At 67.8% G+C, this 17502-nt stretch carries 12 protein-coding genes; 3 read left to right on the forward strand and 9 right to left on the reverse strand.

Going from position 1 to position 17502, the window contains the following annotated elements; genetic code table 11:
- Positions 1 to 31: 31 nt before the first annotated feature.
- From DCO49_RS15300 to DCO49_RS15320, 5 genes are all read right to left on the reverse strand, one after another.
- Positions 32 to 1159 carry a phosphotransferase gene (locus DCO49_RS15300; protein ID WP_116864767.1) on the reverse strand — a complete coding sequence of 376 codons (1128 nt, stop codon included), beginning with the start codon at positions 1157 to 1159 and terminating at the stop codon, positions 32 to 34.
- A 141-nt stretch (positions 1160 to 1300) separates the two neighbouring features.
- Positions 1301 to 1672, reverse strand: a complete 372-nt coding sequence (locus DCO49_RS15305) for a glycine zipper 2TM domain-containing protein (RefSeq protein ID WP_079224772.1) — start codon at positions 1670 to 1672, stop codon at positions 1301 to 1303.
- Between the two features lie 274 nt (positions 1673 to 1946).
- Positions 1947 to 3953, reverse strand: coding sequence for an XVIPCD domain-containing protein (locus DCO49_RS15310; protein WP_116864760.1), 2007 nt, complete (start codon positions 3951 to 3953; stop codon positions 1947 to 1949).
- Positions 3954 to 4057: 104 nt separating this feature from the next.
- Entirely contained in the window at positions 4058 to 4840 is a 783-nt protein-coding gene (locus tag DCO49_RS15315; RefSeq protein ID WP_116864761.1) for a hypothetical protein, read from the reverse strand.
- 374 nt (positions 4841 to 5214) lie between these two features.
- Entirely contained in the window at positions 5215 to 5853 is a 639-nt protein-coding gene (locus DCO49_RS15320) for a response regulator transcription factor (RefSeq protein WP_116864762.1), read from the reverse strand.
- Between the two features lie 76 nt (positions 5854 to 5929).
- Between DCO49_RS15320 and DCO49_RS15325 the strand changes: the two genes are divergently transcribed.
- Positions 5930 to 9538, forward strand: coding sequence for a transporter substrate-binding domain-containing protein (locus DCO49_RS15325; RefSeq protein ID WP_116864763.1), 3609 nt, complete (start codon positions 5930 to 5932; stop codon positions 9536 to 9538).
- Positions 9539 to 9546: 8 nt separating this feature from the next.
- On the opposite strand, the gene DCO49_RS15330 is transcribed toward DCO49_RS15325, so the two are convergent.
- Both DCO49_RS15330 and DCO49_RS15335 read right to left on the reverse strand, forming a co-directional pair.
- Complete coding sequence (locus DCO49_RS15330) at positions 9547 to 9948, reverse strand: c-type cytochrome (RefSeq protein WP_116864764.1); 402 nt, start codon at positions 9946 to 9948, stop codon at positions 9547 to 9549.
- A gap of 65 nt (positions 9949 to 10013) precedes the next feature.
- On the reverse strand, positions 10014 to 11690 hold the full coding sequence (locus DCO49_RS15335; RefSeq protein ID WP_116864765.1) for an electron transfer flavoprotein-ubiquinone oxidoreductase: 1677 nt from the start codon (positions 11688 to 11690) through the stop codon (positions 10014 to 10016).
- Between the two features lie 223 nt (positions 11691 to 11913).
- Between DCO49_RS15335 and DCO49_RS15340 the strand changes: the two genes are divergently transcribed.
- Complete coding sequence (locus DCO49_RS15340; protein WP_108767318.1) at positions 11914 to 13077, forward strand: acyl-CoA dehydrogenase family protein; 1164 nt, start codon at positions 11914 to 11916, stop codon at positions 13075 to 13077.
- A 99-nt stretch (positions 13078 to 13176) separates the two neighbouring features.
- Here the strand turns inward: DCO49_RS15340 and DCO49_RS15345 are convergent, their stop codons facing one another.
- Together DCO49_RS15345 and DCO49_RS15350 are read right to left on the reverse strand one after the other, a co-directional pair.
- Entirely contained in the window at positions 13177 to 13656 is a 480-nt protein-coding gene (locus DCO49_RS15345) for a tRNA (cytidine(34)-2'-O)-methyltransferase (RefSeq protein ID WP_079224780.1), read from the reverse strand.
- 70 nt (positions 13657 to 13726) lie between these two features.
- Positions 13727 to 14203: a hypothetical protein gene (locus DCO49_RS15350; protein WP_108767320.1), complete on the reverse strand. Its 477-nt coding sequence runs from the start codon at positions 14201 to 14203 to the stop codon at positions 13727 to 13729.
- A 405-nt stretch (positions 14204 to 14608) separates the two neighbouring features.
- Here DCO49_RS15350 and DCO49_RS15355 point away from each other — a divergent pair, with 405 nt between their 5' ends.
- Positions 14609 to 17458, forward strand: a complete 2850-nt coding sequence (locus DCO49_RS15355; protein ID WP_116864766.1) for a pitrilysin family protein — start codon at positions 14609 to 14611, stop codon at positions 17456 to 17458.
- The last annotated feature ends 44 nt before the right edge of the window (positions 17459 to 17502 follow it).

The following is a 17502-nucleotide window of genomic DNA, read 5'->3' on the forward strand; positions in this document are numbered from 1 at the left end:
CTGCGCAAAGGGCTCTGACCCCTGCCTGCCCTCACGCCGCCGCGCGCAGCGCCTGCAGCAGCCCTTGTCCCGCCTCGCTGTGGAACCACGCCGGGTGTCCCAGCATGAACGGCTGCCAGGCCACGTCGGCATTGGCGGTGGAGCCGGTGATGCCTTCGAAGTACTCCACTTCGGACAGTGCGAAGTCGAAATGGACCATCGGCAACAGGTCGGCCAGCAGCTGCACGCGCCCGGCCGACAGCGGCAGCACCTCGCGGTAGCCCTGCAGCAGGGCCAGGGCGATGTCGATGCGCACGGCGTCGTCGCCGCGTTCCAGTTCCAGCCAGGCCACGGCGTTGCGCTCGATGGCGGTGGCCAGGTCGAACAGTGCGCTGGTGGGCGAGGCCAGGCCGAAATCCAGCACGGTGGCCACCGCGCTGTCGGCATCCCACAGCAGGTTGGAGACGTGCCAGTCGTTGTGCGCCCACAGCCGTGGCTCGTCGCGCAGGCGCGCCGGCAGGCCCTCGTGCCAGGGCAGCACCTCCGCGCGCAGCTGTGCCTGCCAGGGAATGCGCGCCAGGTAGCGCCCCAGGCCGGGCCGGTTCGGCAGGTCTGCCTGCAGCGTGGCGATGGGATCGTCGGCGCGGATCAGGTCGTCGCGCGCCACCAGGATGTGGGTGCTGCGCTGGGGCGCGTGGAAACTGGCCGAGGCCTGGTGCAGGCGCGCCAGCATCCGCCCGGCCTGCAGCGCCTGCGCGGTGTCGGTCAGCAGCGACCACGACACCGCATCGCGGTACAGATCCGCGCCGGCGCCGGCCGCGTGCAGCTCGTAGGTCCACGGCCCGTGCTTGACGGCGGTCGCGCCGTCAGCGGCGGCCAGCACCTGCACCACCGGCACGCCATGCGCGGCCAGATGGGCGATGAAACGGTGTTCTTCCTGCAGGCAGGCCGCGTTGCGCACGCTGTGGTGGTGGCGCTTGATGAACACCCGGCCCATCGCGCCCTGCACGATCGCCGCCGCCGACAGTGGGCGCGGGCTGTGCCAGTGCAGCGTGCTGTCCGCCGCCAGTGCCGGGTACTGCGTGCACAGCCACGCCACTTCGTCGGCGCGGATCGCCGGCCAGTCGGCAGCGACCTCGTCGTTGTTGAGGCCCTGCACGCGATGGGGGGAAGAAGTCATGCCGCAGCCGCTGCCCGGAAAGGAGTCACCAAGGCTGCGCATTCAACGCCATGGGCGCTGCCGGCGCAACCTGCGCGGGACAAACGAAAACGGGCAGATCCAGGATCTGCCCGTTGCCGGAATCATCAAGCGGCGGCGCGCTTACCAGCCGCGATGACGGCCGCGGTCGTGGTAGTGGCGGCGGTCATGGCCACGGTCGTGGTAGCCGCGGCTGTAACCCCGGTTGTAACCGCGATCGTAGCGACGGTTGTCGTAGCGACGGTCATAGCGGCGATCGTGGTGGTCCTTGGTAGTCAGGTTGCCGATGGCACCACCGGCCACCGCGCCACCGACGGTCGCGGTCGGGTCGCCGTTGGAGATCAGATGGCCGGCCACGCCGCCCACCACCGCACCGACCACGGTGCGCTTGTCCTTCCTCGACATCGCGCTGGCATCGCTGACCACCGCGACGCCGGCCAGCAGGGCAAGGGCCATCGCCAGGCCACGGAAGCTGATTGCGGACGTACTGATCATGTTCGGTTCTCCTGTCTGGGGCTTGCCACGGTGGGCAGGGAGGGCGGAGGCGCCCTGGCTGCCGTGCTGTCCAAACTGGTCTTCCAACATTGTCGGAACATTGCGCTTGGGCAGCCTGCGGCGTGCGTATTCATCTAGCGTCATGGGCGATGAAGCGCACCTGAAAATCCGCCTGAACGGGAGCTGCAGCACGCGCGGCCGACATCATTCCTTCAGGAAAACAGGAACAGGGTCAGAGCCCTTTCCTGCGGAAAGGGATCCGACCCCGCCTGGATCAGTGGCCCATCGCGCGCTGGGTCTGGCGCTGCTGCTCCTGGTGCTGCTGGCTGTCCTGCTGCAGCACGTTCGGTGCACCCTGCACCGCGCCGCTGTTCAACGCCATGCTCTGTTCGCTGGCGGCCTTCACGTCCACCGCCGCACGCATCGCGGCCGGGTCGTTCATCGCGCCCTGCACGGCGAAAAGGCGCTCGCCGTTGGTGCTGGGCACCACCGAATCAATGCGCTGCAGGCCGGCTTCGTGCGACTGGCGGGTCAGCGATGCGGCAGCGGCTTCCAGCGAATGGCGATCCTTGAAGGTGCCGGCCGGCAGCTGCTCCAGGCTGTTCACCGCCTGGTTGTACATCGGGTTGCGCGGGTGGCGCTCGTCGTTCAGCAGTGGGCGTTCGCGTGCTTCCTGCATCGCGCCCTGGGTCTTCGGGCCGATGATGCCGTCCACGGCCAGGCCGTTGTCCTTCTGGAACTGGCGCACCGCCGCTTCGGTGTTGCGGCCGAACTTGCCGTCCTCGAACAGCGGCTTGCCGTCGGCACCGACATAGCCCAGGTGGCCGAGATTCTCCTGCACCTTGCGCACGCCTTCGCTGTGGTCGCCCTGGCGATGGATCTCGTTGCGTGCGGGCTGCGGTGCGGCCGCGGTGGCCTGTGCCGGCGCGTCCTTGCGCTGGCCCTGCTGCTGCGTCTGGGTATGGGTCTCCAGCAGGTCACGCGCCTTGTGCAGCGGATCGGAGGCGAACAGCTTCCAGTTCGGGTGGTTCTGCACCTGCTTCAGGTAGTCCTCCACCGGCATGGTGTGCACGCCCTGCTTGCCGGTGGACTGGCTGATCAGCAGCTTGTCGGTGTTGGGATCGCGCACCACCATCACGATGTGGTCGATGCCGTTCCAGTGCTCGTGCTTGGTCTTGGCCGTATCCAGGCCGATCACCATGCCTTCCTTCAGCGCACCCGGCTTGAGGATGTCGTCGCGCTGCAGCAGCACGCCCGAATCCTTGTAGGCCTGCTGCACGATGCCGCCGGAGCCGGCGAAGCCCAGCTTGATGCGGTCCGCATCACCGTAGACGGCGTGGCCGGCCTTCTGGTTGATCTCGTCCTGGGTCTTGTTGAGCATCGTGCCGACCCAGCCGGAGCAGTCCACGTAGCCCTGGTCGACGTTCTTGCCGGTGATGCCGTTGCCACGGTAGTACTGGCTGGACGGGATGTTGATGGCGTACTTCACGTCGTCGTACTTCACGCCGGCCTCGTAGGCGGCGCTGAGGCTGATGCCCGGCTTGTCCTGGTTGGCGGCCACGGGTGCGGCCACGGTGGCGGCGGTCGGTGCCGGCACCGTCTGTGTCGGGCCGGCCGGTGCCTGCACCGGGGCGCTGCGTACCGGTGCATCGGCGCTGATCGGCGCGATGTTCTTTTCCGGAATGCTGATGCCGTCGTACTTGCGGTCGTAGTACTGGGCGAACGTGCTGGCCAGGTCCCTGTCGTTCATCGTGCTCATTTCCGCACGCGTGTGGCCGGTCAGCGCCTGGATGTCACTGCCGATCTGGCCCATGATCCGCGGCCGCATGTTGATCACATCGCCGTGGCCATCACGCACCACGCCGAAGGTGCCGGTGGCGATGGCGGTCTGGATCGAGCCGTAGCCGGCCGCACCCTGCTGGTGTGCCAGATACAGATCCAGGCCGGTCGGCGAGGCTTCGCCGGACAGGTACGGGTGACCGGTGCGCTCATGGCGCTTCTGCATGTCGGCCAGGTTGCGCTGGAACATGTCCGCCGCCGCTTCGGTGTTGCGGGTCGGGTCGTACTCGTGGCCGGTCAGGCCGTACTGGCGCGCGGAGGACGGCAGGAACTGGAACAGGCCCTTGGCGTCGGTGCGGCTGTTGTGCGCGCGTTCGTCGAACTGCCCGCCGGTCTCGATATGGGCGAAGCGCAGGAAATCCTCGCTGGAAATCCCCTTGCGCTGGGCGACCTGTTCGATGATGTCGAGAACTTCCTGTTTGCTGTAGTCACGCTGTGCCATGACGTTTTCCTCTGGGGTTGATGGAGCGGCCTGGGCCGCGTTTCGCCAACCGGACTCATCCTTGAGTCATCAACATGTCGGTCAACAGGTACTGCGATGTGTGCTTACTTTGCGACGTAGGCCTTGCGGGCGGCGTCATAGCGGTACTGGCGCGCGTCGGCGGCACCCAGCGCACGGGTCTGGCCCGGGGCGGCGATGGTGGTGCCGGTTTCGCTCACGCGGATGGCCGGCAGATCGCTGCCCGGCACGGCCTCGAAAGCCAGCGTGCCCTGGCTGCTGACGCAGGGCATCACTGCACCATCGTCGCAGGCCGCCGAATTGTCCTCGCCGGTGATCACGGTGCCGGCGCTGGCCCAGACCTGGCCATCCTCGGATTTCTCGTAGTCCGGGTTGAACAACAGGATCTCGTAGCTTTCCACGCTGACGCCGCTGCTGAAGGCGCGGGTCGGCACGGCCAGCACCAGCTTGCCCGACGCCGTGCGGTGTTCCACCGGCGCGCGCTTGCTGTCCACGTCCGGCGCGCTGCCGTAGGCACCGATCGCGCCGATCCACGGTTCAGCGCCCTTGAACACCCACGGGCGGTCCGGCTTGTCGCCGGTCAGGGTGAAGGTGGCTTCGGAGAGGGTGACGCGGCTGTCCGGGCCGGCCTCGTCTTCGCCGGCCTTGCCGAACTTCTGCGGGGTGTTCCAGGCAAAGCCGGTGTAGTAGCGGGTGCCGGCCACTTCATAGGTGTGGCCGAACCAGAAGGTGGCCACGCTGCCGTTGGCCACTTCGTAGGAGACGGCGCCATCGCCGTCCACCTGGTAGATGAAGTACAGCACGCTGCCGGCATCGGGCGGCGTGGCAACGGCCGCGGGGGTCGCGGCGGCGGTAGCGGAGCTCTGCATCGGGGCAACTTCCTGTCGTGGCGCGTCGGCGCCCTGCGGTGACGCGGTCGAGGTAGAAGGGGTGCATGCGCTGGCCAGCAGCGAAACGGCAAGACCAGCCAATGCCAGACGCAATCGCGTACGGGCCGGTGCCAGGCAGACGGTGGGGGAATGGATCATGCGCCTCTCCATGGTGTGCGGGCGCTGGGCAAGACGGCCAACGCAGAAAACCGGCCACCCTCGAAGGGGCAGCACGATGTAGCGATGAGCCGGTCGATTCCTTCGACCTCGCATGGGAGAGCCCATCGCGGCGGATCATGGCACAGCCGCGACGGCGATCACAGGGGAGGCAGACGTGAAGGCGTGAGCAACCCCGTGAAACTGCGAACCAGTTCTCAAATTTTCCCGTCACGCAGGTAGTCGAACAGTTCGGCGTCACCCTTCAGGCCCAGCTTGAGCATCGCATCGCCCTTCTGCCGGCTGATGGTGCTGACGCTCTTGTGCAGCTGCAGGGAGATTTCCTTGACCGTCATCCCGGTGCCGAGCAGGCGCAGCACTTCTACCTCGCGCGGTGACAGCGGCTTGCCGTCCCCTTCACGCATGCGCCAGCCGCCGGCTTCCTCCACCCGCTCGCGCAGGCTGCGGCTGATGTAGGACTGGCCGCGATAGACCGTCTGGATGGCCTGCGGCAGTTCCTCCATCGACGAGCTCTTGTCGACCAGGCCGAGCACGCCGCAGTCCAGCACCATGCGCAGGATGGCCAGGTTGTTGGACACGCTGAGCATCAGCACCGGCAGGTCGGGGTAGCGCCGGCGGATCATGCCGATCATCGCGAAGCCATCGGCCTGCGCGCTGCCGGGCATCGAGTAGTCGGTCACCAGCATGTCGCAGGGCTGGCTGGCCAGCACGGCCATCAGCGCCTGCACGCTCTCCGCTTCGCCGACGACCCGGCCGACGCCGCTGGCTTCGATCACGGCACGGGTGCCGATGCGTACTACGGGATGGTCGTCTGCGATGATGATGCGCAAGGTCATGATCTAGTATGGCCTTTCGGGCAGTGCCGGCCGCGAGCTGCGCGGTACCAGGCGGGTTTCTGGGAGAACGTCGCAGATGCGGAACCGGGCAGTGCGTGGATGGGGCCTCTTGCTGGGGCTGATGGGCCTGTCCGTGCTGGCGCAGGCCGAACCGGGACCCCTGCCGTTGACCGTCCCGCAGCGCCAGTTCCTGGCCGCGCATCCGGTCATCGTTGCCGGCCAGTATGACAGTGGTTGGCCACCGTTCGAGGCGCTCGAGCAGGGTCAGCCGGTGGGCTTGGGCCCAGAGTACCTGTCGCTTCTGGCTCGTCAACTGGGTGTGAAGGTGCAGTTCCGTCGTTACCCGGACTGGAACGCGGTGCTGGACGCCGCATGTCGCGGCGAGATCGACGTGGTGATGAACATCGCGCTCAATCCAGAGCGTGACCGCTGCATGGTCTTCACCCGCGCCTACGTAGAAGCGCCGCTGGCCATGGTCGGGCGGCCGGGGGATCTGCGTGCCTCCGAAGCGCCGGATCTTGACGGTCTGCGCGTGGTCATCGAGCAGGATTTCATGACCGCGCCGCAGGTGCGTGCGCGTTTTCCTCGCGCTCGACAGCTTGTCGCAAATGACACGCTGACGGCGTTGGAAATGGTCAGAGACGACAAAGCTGATGTCTTCATCGGCAATGCCTACGTAGCCACCGAACTTATTGCCAGGCAGAAGATCCAGGGTGTCACGCTGCTGCGCCCCAGCGATCTGCCGCCCGAACGCCTGCACTTCGGCGTGCCCAACAGCAGGCAGCCATTGGCGGAAGCGCTCGACGTGGCGCTGGCCGCCAGCAGCCAGGCGCAACGTGATGCGCTGGCGAAGCACTGGTTACCCTCCCTGCAGTGGTCGGCATCGGCACGGCTGGCGCTCAGCCAGACCGAGAAGCAGGTGCTGCAGGAAGCGCTGACGGTCGGCTTTGCACCCAACGCTGCGCCGCTGTCCTTTACCGGGCCGGATGGCCGACCCAGCGGCTTGGCCAGTGATTACCTGCAACGGTTGCGGGAGGCCGGGGCCACGTTGCGGATCGAACCCAGCCATGACTGGTTCGAGGTCCGCGAGAAGGCGCGGCGTGGCGAACTGCAGGCGATCATCGGCATTCCGCTGGATTCTCGTTACCTGGGGCCCAACTGGATCTTCAGCCAGCCCTTCATCAGCGTTCCCAACGTCATCATCACCGCCCAGGGCAGCCCGGTGCTGCTTGGCCTGGCCGATCTGCAGGGCAAGCGCGTGCTGCTGTCCGACCCGGAGCGGTTACGCGGCCATGTACTGCAGCAGGCGCCGGAGGCCCGCATCATTCCAGCCCGCAGTGGCGAACAGGCCCTGCAGAGGCTGGCCGATGGCGATGCCGATGCCTACGTAGGCAATCTGGCCCTGGTCGACCAGCTGATGCGCTCCCGTTTTCCGGGCCAGCTTCAGATTGCCGCACCGGCCAGTTTCAATGACGAGCTTGCGCTGGCCGTGGATGCCCGCTATGCCGCGCTGGCCACCACCTTCGACCGCCTGCTGCTGCAGATGACGCCGCGCGAGCGCGAGGCCCTGCGCGACGATTGGCTGGCCACCGAATACCACCACGGCGTGCAGTGGAGCACCCTGCGGCGCTGGGGCATCCCGCTGTTGATGATCCTGCTGACCGCGCTGTTCGTGTATGCACTGGGTTACTGGCGCCTGCGCCGTGAGGTGGCCGGGCGCAGGCATGTGGAGCAGCGCCTGGCCGATGTTACCGACAACCTGCCGGCCATCGTCTACCAGGCCCGTCGTGCCGCCGATGGCGCACTCAGTTTCCCCTTCATCGCCGGTGACGTGCAGGCCCTGTTCGGCATCTCGCCGCAGCAGGCAATGGACGATGCCGATGCGCTGCTGCAGCGTATCGACGCGGAGGATCGCGTGCTCATCGTGCGTGGCACCGCCCTGGCCGCGCGCAGCTTCGCGCCGCTGTCGTTCGAGTTCCGCGTGCGCACCGAGGATGGCAACGCGCGCTGGGTGCGCACCCAGGCGCACCCGTATTCGGCCGAGGCCGGTGCGGTGACCTGGAGCGGCTACTGGGTGGATGTGAGCGAAGCGCGCGCGCAGGCCGATGCGCTGGCCACGGCCAAGGTCGAGGCCGAGCAGGCGGTGGAAGCCAAGTCGCGCTTCCTGGCCACCATGAGCCATGAGATCCGCACGCCGATGAGCAGCGTGCTGGGCATGCTGGAAGTGCTCTCGCATTCGCCGCTGGACCAGGAGCAGCAGCGCATCATCGGCGTGATCGAGGATTCCGCGCAGATGCTGCGGCAGATCCTTGATGACATCCTCGATTACTCGCGCATGGAAGCCGGTGCGCTGCGCCTGGCACCGGTGCCCATGCCGCTGCGGCCGCTGTTGGAAAGCGTGTGCCGGCTGCTGTCGGCGCAGGCCACCGCGCGTGGTCTGGACCTGCAGGTGGAGATCGATCCGCGGCTGGCGCAGGCGCATGAGGTCGATGGCGTGCGCGTACGGCAGATCATCTTCAACCTGCTCAGCAACGCCATCAAGTTCACCGCGCAGGGCAGCGTGCGCCTGCAGGTGGATGTGCTCGGTGCCACCACCGAAGAGGGCAGCCAGCCGCTGCGGTTGACCGTCTCGGACACCGGCATCGGCATCGCGGACGAGCAAATTCCGCACCTGTTCGCACCGTTTGCGCAGGCCGGCGCACACATCCATCGCGAGCACGGCGGTACCGGCCTTGGCCTGAGCATCTGCCACCGGCTGGTGCAGAAAATGGGCGGCGAGATTTCCCTGCACAGCGTGCTGGGCCAAGGCACGCGGGTGGAGGTGCTGCTGTCGCTGGTGGAGGCGCGTGCCGATGACGTGCAGGCGCTGCTGTCCGAGCAGGAACAGACCGCGCTGCTGCCGCCGGCGCTGCGCGAGGCCCGCGTGCTGGTGGTGGAGGACCATCCCACCAACCAGGCGATGATGGCTTGGCGCTTGCAGCAGCTGGGCGTGCCGCATGTGCTGGTGGACGACGGCCAGCAGGCGCTGGACCGCCTGTCGGTGGAGACGTTCGACCTGGTGATCACCGACTGCCGCATGCCGGTGCTGGATGGCTTTGCCTTCGCCCGCCTGCTGCGCGAACGCGAAAGCCGCAACGGCCAGCCGCGCCTGCCGATCCTGGCGCTGACCGCCAGCGTACTCAACGATGATGCGCGGCGCTGCCGCGATGCCGGAATGGACGACGTGCTGTCCAAGCCGCTGTCGCTGGCTACGCTGCGGCAGGCCTTGCTGCGCTGGCTGCCGCAGGCGGCGGCACTGGAGGCCGAGCCGACGGCTGAGGCACCGGTACGGGCCAGCGAAGATGCGCCCGCGCTGGAACTGCCAGACCTGGCGGCCCTGCAGCAGCGCTTCGGCTCACTGCAGGTGGCCACCCAGCTGCGCGACAGCCTGCTGCAGGCCAGCGCGGCGGACATCGCGCAGCTGCAGCGGGCGATGGGTGAAGGTGACCGCGCCAGTGCGATCCAGCAGCTGCACCGCATGGGCGGCGCGTTGGGGTCGGTGGGGGCGCGTGGCCTGGCAGAGCGTGCGGCGGCGCTGGAACACCAGCTGCAGCAGGCCAGCGATGCCGATGCGGCGCCGGTACTGCAGCAGGTCGGCCAGTTCGTGCAGCACCTGCAGCAGCAGCTGCAACGGCTGGCAGGCTGAGTGGCCGGCTACTGCGAGGCCTGCTCCTGCAGGTAGGCGATCACCAGGGCGCGGCGTTCGGCACTGGGGAAGGCGTTGTACATGCGCGTGCCCGGCACCACGTGGGTGGGCGACTGCAGGAAGGTGTCCAAGGTCTGCGCGCTCCACATGAAGCCGGCGCGGCGCATGCCATCCGAGTAGGCGTAGTCGGGCAGGCTGCCGGCGCGGCGGCCGATCACCCCGTGCAGGTTGGGGCCGAAGCGGTGGATGCCACCGGCCTTGACCGTGTGGCAACCGGCGCAGATCTCGAAGGCCTGTTGCTGGGCCTGCAGGCGCGCCTGTGCGGGCGTCAGCGGTTCCGATGGCGTGCGCTGGCAGGCGCTGGCCACCAGGGCGAACGTCAGCAGCAGGGGCAGTCGAAGGGCGCGCATGGGCGGGCAGGATAACGGCGTGCCGCCGGCAGCGGGCTGCGACATGCGGTCGCAGCCCGGCGCCATCACATGCCCGAGTAGTTCGGGCCGCCGCCGCCCTGCGGGGTCACCCAGACGATGTTCTGGGTGGGGTCCTTGATGTCGCAGGTCTTGCAGTGCACGCAGTTCTGCGCGTTGATCTGCAGGCGCGCACTGTCACCTTCGCCGACGAACTCGTAGACACCGGCCGGGCAGTAGCGCGCTTCCGGGCCGGCGTACTCGGCCAGGTTCACCTGCACCGGCACGCTGGCGTCCTTCAGCGTCAGGTGGCTGGGCTGGTTTTCGTCGTGGTTGGTGCTGCTCAGGAACACCGAGCTGAGACGATCGAAGGTCAGCACGCCGTCGGGCTTGGGGTAGGCGATGCGCGTGTGCTTGGCCGCCGGTTCCAGGCAGGCGTGGTCCGGCGTGCTGTGGCGCAGGGTCCACGGCGGGTTGCGCACGCCCAGCTTGGGCAGCAGCCACTGCTCGATGCCGGTCATCAGCGTGGCCACGGTCTGGCCCTTCTTGAACCACTGCTTGAAGTTCTTGGCCTGCTGCAGCTCGGTGAACAGCCAGCTGGCTTCGAAGGCCTTCGGGTAGGCGTCCAGTTCATCGTGCTGGCGGTCGGCAGCCAGTGCATCGAAGGCTGCATCGGCACACAGCATGCCGGTCTTGATTGCGGCGTGGCTGCCCTTGATGCGGCTGACGTTGAGGTAGCCGGCCTCGCAGCCGACCAGCGCGCCACCGGGGAACACCGTCTTCGGCAGCGACATCAGGCCACCGGCGGTGATGGCGCGGGCGCCGTAGCCGATGCGGGTGCCGCCTTCCAGGTGCTTGCGGATGGACGGGTGGGTCTTGAAGCGCTGGAATTCCTCGAACGGGCTCAGCCACGGGTTCTTGTAGTCCAGGCCGACCACGTAGCCGATGGCGACCTTGCCGCCGTCGGCGTGGTACAGGAACGCGCCGCCGTAGGTGTCGTTGTCCAGCGGCCAGCCGGCGGCGTGCACCACCAAGCCCGGCTCGTGCTTGGCCGGGTCGATCTGCCACAGCTCCTTGATGCCGATGCCGTAGGCCTGTGGGTCCTTGCCTTCATCCAGCTTGTAGCGGGCGATCAGCTGGCGACCGAGGTGGCCGCGCGCGCCTTCGCCGAAGATCGTGTACTTGGCATGCAGGGCCATGCCACGCTCGAAGGCGGGGCCGATGCTTCCGTCCTTCTCGATGCCCATGTCGCCGGTGGCCACGCCGACCACTTCACCGTTGTCGCCGTACAGCACCTCGGCGGCGGCGAAGCCGGGGAAGATCGCCACTTCCAGTGCTTCGGCCTGCTGCGCCAGCCAGCGGGTCACTTCACCCAGGCTGATGATGTAGTTGCCTTCGTTGTGGAAGCACTCCGGCAGCAGCGCGTTGGGCGTGCTGCGCGCGCCGGTCTCGCTGAGGAACAGGAACTCGTCGCGGGTGACCTTCTGCTTCAGCGGTGCGCCGCGCTCGGCCCAGTCCGGGAACAGCTCGGTCAGGGCGCGCGGGTCCATCACCGCGCCGGACAGCACGTGCGCGCCGGGTTCGGAGCCCTTTTCCAGCACGCACACCGACAACTCGCGGCCGGCTTCCACCGCGCGCTGGCGCAGGCGGATCGCGGTGGCCAGGCCGGCCGGGCCGGCACCGACGATCACCACGTCGAATTCCATTACTTCACGCGGGGGCAGGGCGTTGGCTTCAGCGCTCATCGATTGCATGACTCGTGGGTAGGGCCGGCATCGGGGCCACCGGCGGTGCCTGGGAATCGCGCGTGCGGCCACGAGCGAAACGGTTGTTTGAATGTGTCAGGGTACCGGGCCGCGCGTGATCGAGCTAGATAGACGCCGTTCACCGCACGATTGCTGCAGCGCAGCGTAATGTCCCGGCCCCGAATGACCGACAATGGCCCGGTCCTGACTGCGCGTGAGTGCCATGGCTTTGCATCCGTACGATCTGTTCGATGTCCGTTCCCTGCTCAGCGAGGAAGAGCGCGCGGTGCAGGACAGCGTGGCCCGGTTCACCAATGAGCGTGTGCTGCCGATCATCGGCGATGCCTTCGACCAGGCCCGCTTCCCCGAGGAGCTGGTGCCGGAAGTGGCCGCACTCGGCCTGCTCGGCGCGACCCTGCCGGCCGAATACGGTGGCGGCGACCTCGGTGCGGTCAGCTACGGCCTGATCTGCCAGGAGCTGGAGCGTGGCGATTCGGGCCTGCGCAGCTTCGTGTCGGTGCAGAGCTCGCTGTGCATGTACCCCATCTACGCCTACGGCAGCGAGGAACAGCGCCGCCAGTGGCTGCCGGCGATGGCCCGCGGCGAACTGATCGGCTGCTTCGGCCTGACCGAGGCGCACGGCGGCTCCGACCCGGCCAGCATGAAGACCCGCGCGGTGCGCGACGGCAGCGACTGGCGCATCAACGGCAGCAAGATGTGGATCACCAGCGGCCCGGTGGCCGACCTGGCCATCGTCTGGGCGCAGACCGAGGACGGCATTCAGGGCTTCGTGCTGGAAAAGGGCATGGCCGGTTTCACCACGCAGGAGATCAAGCACAAGATGAGCCTGCGCGCCTCGCTGACCGGTGCGCTGTACTTCGATGACGTGCGCGTGCCCGACAGCCACCGCCTGCCGAACGTGAAGGGGCTGAAGGGCCCGCTGGGCTGCCTGACCCAGGCCCGCTTCGGCATCAGCTGGGGCCCGATCGGTTCGGCCATCGCCTGCCTCGATGAGGCGCTGGGCTATGCCAAGGAACGCGTGCTGTTCGGCCGCCCGCTGGCCGCCACCCAGAGCGCGCAGATCAAGCTGGCCGAGATGGCCCGCCGCATCACCACCGCACAGCTGCTGGCCCTGCAGCTGGGCCGCCTGAAGGAAGCCGGACAGCTGCAGCCGCAGCAGGTCAGCCTGGCCAAGTGGAACAACTGCCGCATGGCGATCGATATCGCCCGCGAATGCCGCGACCTGCTCGGCGGCGCGGGCATCACCACCGAGCACGTGGCGATCCGGCATGCGCTGAACCTGGAATCGGTGATCACCTATGAAGGCACCGAGACCGTGCACCAGCTGGTGATCGGCCGGGAGCTGACCGGGATCAGCGCGTTCTGACGGTCTCCGGTTTCCTGGCGCGATACGGGGGAGCCGAGCGCGGGCTCGGCTCTACAGGAGCGTACGTGTAGAGCCGAGCCCATGCTCGGCTGGTTCCTTTCACGCGCCGCCGGCAAACCCGTGCTGGCGCCAGGCCTCGTACATCACCACGGCCACGGTGTTGGACAGATTGAGGCTGCGGTTGTCCGGGCGCATCGGCAGGCGCAGGCGGCGGCCTTCGGGCAGGGCATCGAGCAGGTCCTGCGGCAGGCCACGGCTTTCCGGCCCGAACAGGAAGGCATCGCCTTCTTCGAACGCCACGCTGTCATAGCGCACGCTGGCCCGGGTACTCAGGGCGAACAGCCGCTTGGGCGCGATGCGCGCCAGCGCGGTGTCCAGGTCGGGGTGCACCTGCAGGCGCGAATACTCGTGGTAGTCCAGCCCGGCGCGCTTGAGCTGCTTGTCTTCCAGTGCGAACCCGAGCGGTTCGACCAGGTGCAGCTGCGCGCCGGTGTTGGCGCAGAGCCGGATCACATTGCCCGTGTTGGGCGGAATTTCCGGTTGGAACAGGATCACGTGGAACAGGGGCGCGGCATTCATCGCTGCAGTGTACCTGCGACCGATGCCGCCATTACGGCGCACGCCCTGCGCGGGGCAGGGCGGACGCCGCTTACGGGCGCAGCAGGACCTGGGCGGTTTCGGTGGCCAGGGCCTGCAGATCGGCAGAACTCGGGCGCACCTGCAGGGCCGGCAGGTTGGTGATGACCTGGTTGGCGACGCTGGTGGCGGCGGCGGCCAAGGTGGCGGCGTAGCGCTGGGCTTCCAGCTCGGCGGCCAGGGCCACGCGCTGTTCCAGGCTCGGGCGCACTTCGACGGCGGCCAAGGTGGTGATCGGCAGGGCAGCGGCGACCGGGGCGGCGATGAATCCGTCGCGCTCGGCCAGCTGGTCGGCGCTGGGGCGCACTTCCACGGTGGCGAGGGTGACGATGCCGCTGGCCTGTTCCCAGGCCTGCTGGGCCAGCTGGTCGGCGGCCGGGCGGACCTGCACGGTGGACAGGGTCTTGATGGATTCGGAGGCCTGCACCGACGAAACAACCGCGGTGCCGGCAATCAGGGCGATGGCGATGGCAATGGTCTTGGTGTTCATGACGGGGCCTGTTTAGTGTTGGTGAGCGGTGGTGTGGTAGTAAGGTAGAACACCAATTATGGGCATGCAAGGAAAATCTTCAATTTCCTGCTTTTGTTCAGCATCCAGTCATTTTTTATCTGAAGCCCTTCCTGGCACGGGAACTACAGAGCAATCCCCGTGCCAACTACAGGCAATTGATTTGAAAGGGTTTTGAGGCGGACGAAGAGTGTCCGCAGGGCGGACACCTGTCCGATCGAACGGCGGTGGACACTGTCCGGACGATGAACCGGGCGGCCCGTGACCGCCCCGAAGCGGGCCCGGGAGGCGCTCGGCGGCAAACACCCCCAGTGACTGGTGGCGGATACCGGCCCCCGCGCCCGCGCGCTAGGATCGCGATTCACCAACGTGACCAAGGATCCGGAAATGTCTCTCGCCCTGCGCCCGCGCACCGCGCTGCTGGCCGTCGCCCTCAGTAGTGCCCTCGGCACGCTTGCGCCGACCGCCGCACTGGCGGCCAAGCCGGCCGCCGCCACCAAGGTCGATATCCCGTTCGAGCAGTTCACCCTGCCCAACGGCCTGCGCGTGATCGTGCATACCGACCGCAAGGCGCCGATCGTGGCGGTCAACATCTGGTACCACGTGGGCAGCAAGGACGAGCCGGCCGGCCGTACCGGTTTCGCGCACCTGTTCGAACACCTGATGTTCCAGAGCAGCGAGAACCACGACGGCGAGTACTTCGAGCCCTTCAAGCAGGTCGGTGCCACGGGCCAGAACGGCACCACCAACACCGACCGCACCAACTACTTCGAGAACGTGCCGACCACCGCGCTGGACATGGCGCTGTGGATGGAATCGGACCGCATGGGCCACCTCGTCGGTGCGATCGACCAGGCGGCGCTGGATGAGCAGCGCGGCGTGGTGCAGAACGAGAAGCGCCAAGGCGAGAACCAGCCCTATGGCCAGGTGTGGGAGAAGATCAACCGTTCGCTGTACCCGGTCGGCCACCCGTACCACCACAGCGTCATCGGTTCGATGAACGACCTCAACGCTGCCTCGCTGGATGACGTCAAGACCTGGTTCCGTACCTGGTACGGCCCCAACAACGCGGTGCTGGTGCTGGCCGGCGACATCGACCTGGCCACCGCCAAGGAAAAGGCCGCCAAGTACTTCGGCAGCATCCCGGCCGGCCCGACCATGGCGCAGCCGAAGGTGGACGTCGCCAAGCGCGATGCCGACACCCGTGAAGTAATGAACGACAAGGTGCCGCAGGCGCGCATCTACCGCGCCTGGAACGTGGCCCAGGTCGGCACCACCGACATCGACCAGCTGCAGCTGCTGGGGCAGATCCTCGGTGGCGCCAAGTCCTCGCGCCTGAGCCAGCGCCTGCAGCACCAGGACAAGCTGGTGGACAACATCAGCGCCGGTGCCTACGGCTCGCAGCTGGGCTCCAACTTCATGGTCATGGCGACCGTGAAGCAGGGCCAGGACCCGGCCCAGGTCGAGAAGATCATCGACGAGGAGATCGAGCGCCTGCTGAAGGACGGCCCGACCGCCGACGAGCTGTCGCGCGCCAAGACCGGCTTCCGCGCCGGCTTCATCCGGGGCATCGAGCGCATCGGTGGCTTCGGCGGCAAGGCCGACGCGCTGGCCGAGTGCGCGGTCTACACCGGCGACCCAGGCTGCTTCCGCACCTCGCTGGCCAACATCGACAAGGCCACCGCCGCCGACCTCAAGCGAGTGGGCGCGCAGTGGCTGGACAAGGGCAGCCACACCCTGGTGGTCGAGCCGGGTGAGCGCGTCGCGCTGCAGGAAGAAGCCTCGGCCACGCCGAAGCCGTTCAACGTGCCGGCCGTGGACAGCAAGTACAGCACCCTGCCGGAACAGGTCGACCGCAAGGCCGGCGTGCCGCAGACCCGCGAGTTCCCGCAGCTGAAGTTCCCGGCGCTGCAGCGCGCCACCCTGAAGAACGGCACCACCGTGGTGCTGGCCGAGCGCCACGAGATTCCGGTGGTGCAGTTCAGCTACCAGTTCCCGGGCGGCTTCACCGCCGACCAGGGCCGCAAGCCGGGCACCGCCAACTTCACCATGAACCTGATGACCGAAGGTGCCGGCAAGCTGGGTTCGCTGGCCTTCGCCGATGCGGCCGACGCGCTGGGCGCCAGCCTGGACGCGGGCGCCGGCCTGGATTCGGTGACCGTCGACCTGTCTGCGCTGAAGGAGAATCTGGTGCCGTCGCTGGCGCTGTACCGCGACCTGCTGCGCGAGCCGCGCTTCGAGCAGGGCGAGATCGACCGGGTCAAGGCCTCGTGGATCGCCGGCATCAAGCAGGAGAAGGTCAACCCGAACGCGGTGGCCATGCGCGTGCTGCCGCCGCTGCTGTACGGCAAGGGCCACCCGTACGCCATTCCGTTCACCGGCAGCGGTGACGAAGCGGCGATCACCAGCCTGGGCCGCGAAGACCTGGTCGACTTCCACCGCGATTGGCTGCGCCCGCAGGACGGCACCCTGATCGTGGTCGGTGACACCACCCTGGCCGAGATCGTGCCGCTGCTGGACAAGCAGCTGGGCGACTGGAAGGCCAGCGGCGATGCGCCGGTCATCAAGGCCAGCACCGCCGTGGCCGTGCCGACCGCTCCGCGCGTGTTCCTCATCGACCAGCCGGGTGCGGTGCAGGCCAACCTGTTCGCCGGCCAGGTGGTGGCGCCGTCCAGCGACACCGGCTCGACCCGCTTCGACATCGCCAACGGCGTGCTCGGCGGCGACTTCACCTCGCGCCTGAACATGAACCTGCGCGAGGACAAGCACTGGTCCTACGGTGCCCGCAGCAGCGCCAGCAGCACCGTGGGCCAGCGCCCGTGGATGGCGATGGCGCCGGTGCAGATCGACAAGACCGGTCCGGCCCTGGCGGAGATGCGCAAGGAGATCGCCGAGTTCGCCGATGGCAGCAAGCCGGCCACCGAGGCCGAGGTCAACCGCATCCGCAACATCCAGACCCTGAGCCTGCCGGGCGCCTATGAGACCGCCGCTGCGGTGGCCTCGACCATCGGCAGCATCGTGCAGTTCAAGCGTCCGGACGATTACGTCGTGCGCCGCAAGGCCGAGATCGAGGCGATGACCCCGGCGCAGGTGCAGCAGGCCGCCGCCGCGATCAAGCCGCAGGGCCTGACCTGGGTGGTGGTGGGTGACCTCAAGCAGACCGAAGCGGCCGTGCGCGCGCTGAAGCTGGGCGAAGTGACCGTGATCGACGCCGAAGGCAACCCGGTCAAGAAGTAAGGGATGTGCCTGCCCGCCCCGGCGGGCAGGCCTCCTGTGGTAGC

The sequence above is a fragment of the Stenotrophomonas sp. SPM genome (assembly GCF_003105135.1).
Taxonomy (GTDB): domain Bacteria; phylum Pseudomonadota; class Gammaproteobacteria; order Xanthomonadales; family Xanthomonadaceae; genus Stenotrophomonas.